At 52.6% G+C, this 8,022-nt stretch carries 3 protein-coding genes; all 3 read left to right on the top strand.

The features are described from left to right. Positions 1-2,482 (top strand): DUF1601 domain-containing protein (locus ACO6UY_RS23460; RefSeq protein WP_422491475.1); only part of this gene is annotated, 2,482 nt, incomplete at its 5' end. Between the two features lie 156 nt (positions 2,483-2,638). Beyond that, complete coding sequence (locus ACO6UY_RS23455; RefSeq protein WP_422464010.1) at positions 2,639-5,626, top strand: DUF1601 domain-containing protein; 2,988 nt, start codon at positions 2,639-2,641, stop codon at positions 5,624-5,626. Between the two features lie 156 nt (positions 5,627-5,782). Then, positions 5,783-8,022: DUF1601 domain-containing protein (locus ACO6UY_RS23450; RefSeq protein WP_422491473.1), on the top strand; the 2,240-nt coding region annotated here is incomplete at its 3' end.

Here is an 8,022-nt window from a genome sequence, read left to right as displayed (position 1 = left end):
GGATGAGCGTGTCAAGCTAACTCAAGCTTCCTTATTGTCCACTCTGCTTGACGCAATAATATTCAAGTGCAACCAAAAACCTCAAGCCAGGAATATTGATGCCCGGGGTATCGCCAACCTGCTGTGGGCCATGGCGAAACTGGTGGACAACGGGCAGAAGCAGACACCGGAGTTCAACGAGGCCGTTGTCGCGCTGTTGCCCCACGTGAGCGCAATGAAGGACCAATTTAAGGCCCAGGGCATTGCCAACCTGCTGTGGGCCATGGCGAAACTGGTGGACAACGGGCTGGAGCAGACACCAGAGTTCAAAGAGGCCATGGGTGCCCTGTTGACCCACGTGAACATACAGAAAGACCAATTCAATGCCCAGGGTATCGCCAACCTTCTGTGGGCCATGACGAAACTGGTGGACAACGGGGAGTGGACACCGGAGCTCAAAGAAGCCGTGGCCGTGCTGTTCCCCCATGTGAACGCACAGAAAGATCAATTTAATACCCAGAATATTGTCAACCTGCTGTGGGCCATGGCGAAACTGGTGGACAACGGGCAGAAGCGGACAGCAGAGCTCAACGAGGCTGTAACCGCGCTGTTGCACCATGTGAACGTACAAAAAGATAACTTTAAACCACAGGGTATCGCCAACCTGCTGTGGGCCATGGCGAAACTGGTGGACAACGGGCTGGAGCGGACACCAGGGCTCAACGAGGCCGTGGCCGCGCTGTTGCCCTACGTGAACGCACAGAAAGACCAATTTAGTGCCCAGCATATTGCCAACCTGCTGTGGGCCCTGGCGAAACTGGTGGACAACGGCCAGGAGCGGACTCCGGGGTTCAACGAGGCCGTGGCTGCGCTGTTGCCCAATGTGAACGCACAGAAAGACCAATTTATTCCTCAGCATATCGCCAACCTGCTGTGGGCCATGGCGAAACTGGTGGACAATGGGCAGGAGCAGACACCAGGGCTCAACGAAGCCCTGGTCGCGCTGTTGCCCCGGGTGAACGCACAGAAAACCCAATTTCATGTCCAGTTTATTGCCAACCTGCTTTGGGCCATGGCGAAACTGGTGGACAACGGGCTGGAGCAGACACCAGCACTCAACGAGGTCGTGGCCACGCTATTGCCCCTAGTGATCGCACAGAAAGCTCACTTTAAACCACAGGAAATCACCAACCTGCTGTGGGCCATGGCGAAACTGGTGGACCACGGGCAGGAGCGGACACCAGAGCTCAGCGAGGCCATGGCCGCGTTGTTGCCCCACGTGAGCGCACAGAAAGCCAGCTTTACACCACAGGGTATTGCCAATCTGCTGTGGGCCATGGCGAAACTGGTGGACAACGGGCAGGAGTCAACACCAGAACTCAACGAAGCCGTGACGGCACTGTTGCCCCACGTGAGCGCACAGAAAGCCAGCTTTACACAACAGGGTATTGCCAATCTGCTGTGGGCCTTGGCGAAACTGGTGGGCAACGGGCAGGAGCGGACACCAGAACTCAACGAGGCCGTGACCGCACTGTTGCCTCAGGTGATCGCACAGAAAGCTAACTTTACACCACAGGAAATCACCAACCTGCTGTGGGCCATGGCGAAACTGGTGGACAACGGACGGGGGCAGACACCAGCGCTCAACAAGGCTGTGGCCATGCTGTTGCCTCACGTGAAGGCACAGAAAGACCAATTTATTCCCCAGCACATCGCCAACCTGCTGTGGGCCATAGCGAAACTGGTGGATAACGGGCAGGAGTGGACACCAGAGTTCAAAGCGGCCGTGGCTGCGCTGTTACCCCACGTGAGCGCACGGAAAGCTAACTTTACACCACAGGGTATCGCCAACCTGCTGTGGGCCATGGCGAAACTGGGTGAGCTCGTTGAGCTGAATGTGGTTATCTCTACATTCGAATCGCTTGTCTACCGAATCAGTGAAACCCCTCAGCTCTCCAGGCAAGATATATCCATGTCTCTCTGGGGCGTAATGGTATGCTGTGCCAGGTTGTCTCTAGACTCCAATGCCAATAAAAATAACGCGCTTGAAAAACATCTGGATATCCTGTTGACTCGCCTGGAAAATACATTCCCAGATAATGAAGAGGATCAAACCACCATTGCCATGGCCGCCAGTTGGCTTGGCAGAGCGTGTCCCTTCACCCCCCATTACCAGACAACCATTTCAAAACATCAGGCTGACTTTTGCAATCAACTCCAATCATGCATGCCCTCTTTGAAGATTGAAGAAGAAAAGAGTCTGAACTCATTACCTCCGGTTGACCTGTTACTGCCAGATCACAACATGGTGATTGAAGTTCAGGGATCGTCTCATTACGTGAATGGTGATTTCAAAACAAGGAAGGGTTCGACTCTGCTGAAAATCGCACTGCTGCAAAAATCAGGATTTAAGGTCATTGAAATCCCGGTTAACCGGCTTTGCAGCCTGGATGTAATGAAACCATTTATTGACCAAATAAAGAAGAGAACAAACAGCCAGTAATCGTTTCCCTGCCATCGTGACTCAGGAACCGTTTTCACAATTCAGAGTAGATGCTCTCCTCCAACCACTTGCGTTTATAAACCGTTCAACAAAATGAACTTCTGAACAGAACCGCAGTCTGCTTTTTATATTCTCATGAATTAATGAAATATAATTATGGATGGAAGATCTGCTGGTATCAGTGGTAAATACACAAGATCAGTTAATAATTACAACCAACCGAATAACCATGCTCCCTCTTCAGGGCGTGGACGATATAGGCATGCCACAGTCAAACAATGGGATAATCCCACCCGCACTGTGCCGGGTCGCAATGAATTTTACCATTCTTCTGGCACACGCTCTTCTCAACATCTACAGTGCCATTCAGTAAACCCTGCTCAAGATTTTAATGCCCTCATCACACAGGAAATAATGGATGATCTGTTGAGTAAATCGGATCATTTCGGTCATCGCTATAATGGAAAAAATCACAGCCAATTTGCCTGTTCAATTAAAGAATACACGTCAGCTGCTAAAAGACCGTTAAACCGGGCGGAACAAAGCCAGCTGATACGTATGCTGCAAAACTTTACCCCAACACGGAGCTGGAATTGGCGAAGCCTGACGACAACACTTCATTCATTAACTTCAGCGGGTGTTTTTACCCCTCATTCCCCCATGGATGAGCGTGTTAAGCTTACTCAAGCTCACTTATTGTCAACGCTACTGGATGCAATAATATTTAACTGCAGCCAAAAACCTCAAGCCAGGAATATTGATGCCCGGGGTATCGCCAACCTGCTTTGGGCCATGGCGAAACTGGTGGACAACGGGCAGAAGCAGACACCAGAGTTCAACGAGGCCGTTGTCGCGCTGTTGCCCCACGTGAACGCAAAGAAAGACCAATTTAAGGCCCAGGGCATTGCCAACCTGCTGTGGGCCATGGCGAAACTGGTGGACAACGGGCTGGAGCAGACAGCAGAGTTCAAAGAGGCCATGGCCGCCCTGTTGACCCACGTGAACATACAGAAAGACCAATTCAATGCCCAGGGTATCGCCAACCTGCTGTGGGCCATGACGAAACTGGTGGACAACGGGGAGTGGACACCGGAGCTCAAAGAAGCTGTGGCCGCGCTGCTCCCCCATGTGAACGCACAGATAGATCAATTTAATACCCAGCATATTGTCAACCTGCTGTGGGCAATCGCGAAACTGTCGGACAACGGGCAGAAGCGGACACCAGAGCTCAACGAGGCCTTAGCCGCGCTGTTGCACCATGTGAGCGCACAGAAAGATCAACTTAATACCCAGAATATTGCCAACCTGCTGTGGGCCATCGCGAAACTGTCGGACAACAGGCAGAAGCGGATACCAGAGCTCAACCAGGCCGTAGCCACGCTGCTACCCCACGTAAACGTACAAAAAGATAACTTTAAACCACAGGGTATCGCCAACCTGCTGTGGGCCCTGGCAAAACTGGTGGACAACGGCCAGGAGCGGACACCAGGGTTCAACGAGGCCGTGGCTGCGCTGTTGCCCAATGTGAACGCACAGAAAAACCAGTTTATTCCTCAGCATATCGCCAACCTGCTGTGGGCCATGGCGAAACTGGTGGGCAACGGGCAGAAGCAGACACCAGGGCTCAACGAAGCCCTGGTCGCGCTGTTGCCCCGGGTGAACGCACAGAAAACCCAATTTCATGCCCAGGTTATCGCCAACCTGCTGTGGGCCATGGCGAAACTGGTGGACAACGGGCAGGAGCGAACACCAGCACTCAACGAGGTCGTGGCCACGCTATTGCCCCAAGTGGTCGCACAGAAAGCTCACTTTAAACCACAGGAAATCACCAACCTGCTGTGGGCCATAGCGAAACTGGTGGACAACGGGCAGGAGCAGACACCAGAGCTCAACGAGGCCATGGCCGCGTTGTTGCCCCACGTGAGCGCACAGAAAGCCAGCTTTACACCACAGGGTATTGCCAATTTGCTGTGGGCCATGGCGAAACTGGTGGACAACGGACAGGAGTCGACATCAGAACTCAACGAGGCCGTGACCGCACTGTTGCCCCACGTGAATGCACAGAGAGCTACCTTTAAACCACAAGGTATCGCCAACCTGCTGTGGGCCATGGCGAAACTGGTGGACAACGGGCAGGAGTCGACACCAGAACTCAACGAGGCCGTGACCGCACTGTTGCCCCACGTGAATGCTCAGAGAGCTACCTTTAAACCACAAGAGATCGCCAACATGCTATGGGCCATGGCGAAACTGGTGGACAACGGGCAGGAGCAGACACCAGCGCTTAACAAGGCCGTGGTCGCACTGTTGCCCCGCGTGAAAATACAGAAATACCAATTTATTCCTCAGCACATCGTTAACCTGCTGTGGGCCATGGCGAAACTGGTGGATAACGGGCAGGAGTGGACACCAGAGTTCAAAGCGACTGTGGCAGCGCTGTTACCCCACGTGAGCGCACGGAAAGCTGACTTTACACCACAGGGTATCGCCAACCTGCTGTGGGCCATGGCGAAACTGGGTGAACTCGTTGAGCTGAATGTGGTTACCTCTGCATTCGAATCGCTTGTCTACCGAATCAGTGAAACCCCTCAGCTCTCCAGGCAAGATATATCGATGTCTCTCTGGGGCGTAATGGTATGCTGTGCCAGGTTGTCTCTAGACTCCAAAGCCAATAAAAATAACGTGCTTGAAAAGCACATGGATATCCTGTTGACTCGCCTGGAAAATACATCACCGGATAATGAAGAGGATCAAACCACCATTGCCATGGCCGCCAGTTGGCTTGGCAGAGCGTGTCCGTTCAACCCCCATTACCAGACAATCGTTTCAAAACGCCAATCCGACTTCCGTAATCAACTCCAATCATGTATGCCCTCTTTGAAGATTGAAGAAGAAAAGAGTTTGCACTCATTGCCTCCGGTTGACCTGCTACTGCCAGATCACAATATGGTGATTGAAGTTCAGGGACCGTCTCATTACGTGGGTGGTGATTTCAACACCAGGAATGGTTCGACTCTGCTGAAAATCGCACTGCTGCAGAAATCAGGATTTGAGGTCATTGAAATCCCGGTTAACAGGCTTTGGAACCTGGATGTAATGAAACCATTTATTGACCAAATAAAAAAGAGAGCAAACAGCCAGTAATCGCCTCCCTGCCATCGTGACTCAGGAACCATTTTCACAATTCAGAGTAGATGTTCTCCTCCAACCACTTGCGTTTATAAACCGTTCAGCAAAATGAACTTCTGAACAGAACCGCAGTCTGCTTTTAATATTCTCATGAATTAATGAAATATAATTATGGATAAAAGATCTGCTGGTATCAGTTGTAATTACACCAGCTCAGGTAATGATTACAACCAACCGAATAACCACGCCCCTTCTTCAGGGCGTGGACGATATAGATATGCCACAGTCAGACCATGGGATAATCCCCCCCGCACTGTGCCGGGTCGCAATGAATTTTACCATTCTTCTGGCACACGCTCTTCTCAACATCTACAGTGCCGCTCGGTAAACCCTGCTCAAGATTTTAATGCCCTCATCACACAGGAAATAATGGATGATCTGTTGAGTAAATCGGATTATTTCGGTCATCGCTATAATGGAAAAAATCACAGTCAATTTGCCAGTTCAATTAAAGAATACACGTCAGCTGCTAAAAGACCGTTAAACCGGGCAGAACAAAGCCAGCTGATACGTATGCTGCAAAACTTTACCCCAACACGTAGCTGGAATTGGCGAAGCCTGACGACAACACTTCATTCATTGACTTCAGCGGGTGTTTTTACCTCTCATTACCCCATGAATGAGCGTGTCAAGCTTACTCAAGCTCACTTATTGTCAACGCTACTGGATGCAATAATATTTAACTGCAGCCAAAAACCTCAAGCCAGGAATATTGATGCCCGGGGTATCGCCAACCTGCTTTGGGCCATGGCGAAACTGGTGGACAAAGGGCAGAAGCAGACACCGGAGTTCAACGAGGCCGTTGTCGCGCTGTTGCCCCACGTGAGCGCAATGAAAGACCAATTTAAGGCCCAGGGCATTGCCAACCTGCTGTGGGCCATGGCGAAACTGGTGGACAACGGGTTGGAGCAGACACCAGAGTTCAAAGAGGCCATGGGTGCCCTGTTGCCCCACGTGAACACACAGAAAGACCAATTCAATGCCCAGGGTATCGCCAACCTGCTGTGGGCCATGACGAAACTGGTGGACAACGGGGAGTGGACACCGGAGCTCAAAGAAGCCGTGGCCGTACTGTTCCCCCATGTGAACGCACAGAAAGATCAATTTAATACCCAGAATATTGTCAACCTGCTGTGGGCCATCGCGAAACTGTCGGACAACGGGCAGAAGCGGACACCAGGGCTCAACGAGGCCGTGGCCGCCCTGTTGCCCCTCGTGAACGCACAGAAAGACCAACTTAATGCCCAGGGCATTACCAACCTGCTGTGGGCCATTACGAAACTGGTGGACAACGGGCTGGAGCGGACACCAGGGCTCAACGAGGCCGTGGCCGCCCTGTTGCCCCTCGTGAACGCACAGAAAAACCAACTTAATGCCCGGGACATTGCCAACCTGCTGTGGGCCATTACGAAACTGGTGAACAACGGGCTGGAGCGGACACCAGGGCTCAACGAGGCCGTGGCCGCCCTGTTGCCTCTCGTGAACGCGCAGAAAGACCAATTTATTCCTCAGCATATCGCCAACCTGCTGTGGGCCATGGCGAAACTGGTGGAAAACGGGCTGGAGCGGACACCAGGAGTCAACGAGGCCCTGGTCGCGCTGTTCCCCCGGGTGAACGCACAGAAAGACCAATTTAATGTCCAGGATATCGCCAACCTGCTGTGGGCCATGGCGAAACTGGTGGACAACGAGCAGGAGTGGACACCAGGATTCAAAGAGGCCGTGGCCGCCCTGTTGCCTCTCGTGAACGCACAGAAAGACCAATTTATTCCTCAGCATATCGCCAACCTGCTGTGGGCCATGGCGAAACTGGTGGACAATGGGCAGAAGCAGACACCGGGGCTCAACGGGGCCATGGCCGCCCTGTTGCCTCTCGTGAACGCACAGAAAGACCAATTTATTCCTCAACAAATCGCCAACCTGCTGTGGGCCATGACGAAACTGGTGGACAATGGGCAGGAGCAGACACCGGGGCTCAACAGGGCCGTGGCCGCCCTGTTGCCTCTCGTGAACGCACAGAAAGACCAATTTAATGCCCAGGGAATCGCCAACCTGTTGTGGGCCATGACGAAACTGGTGGACAATGGGCAGGAGCAGACACCGGGGCTCAACAGGGCCGTGGCCGCCCTGTTGCCTCTCGTGAACGCACAGAAAGACCAATTTAATGCCCAGGGAATCGCCAACCTGTTGTGGGCCATGGCGAAACTTGTGGACAATGGGCAGGAGCGGACACCAGTGCTCAACGAGGCCGTGGCCGCCCTGTTGCCCCACGTGAACGCACAAAAAGACCAATTTATTGCCCAGCATGTTGCCAACCTGCTGTGGGTCATGGCGAAACTGGTGGACAATGG

Source organism: Endozoicomonas sp. ALE010 (assembly GCF_049310165.1).
Classification (GTDB): Bacteria; Pseudomonadota; Gammaproteobacteria; order Pseudomonadales; family Endozoicomonadaceae; genus Endozoicomonas.
The sequence above is the reverse complement of the archived record's forward strand: the minus strand, read 5'-3'. Positions and strand labels throughout refer to the sequence as shown.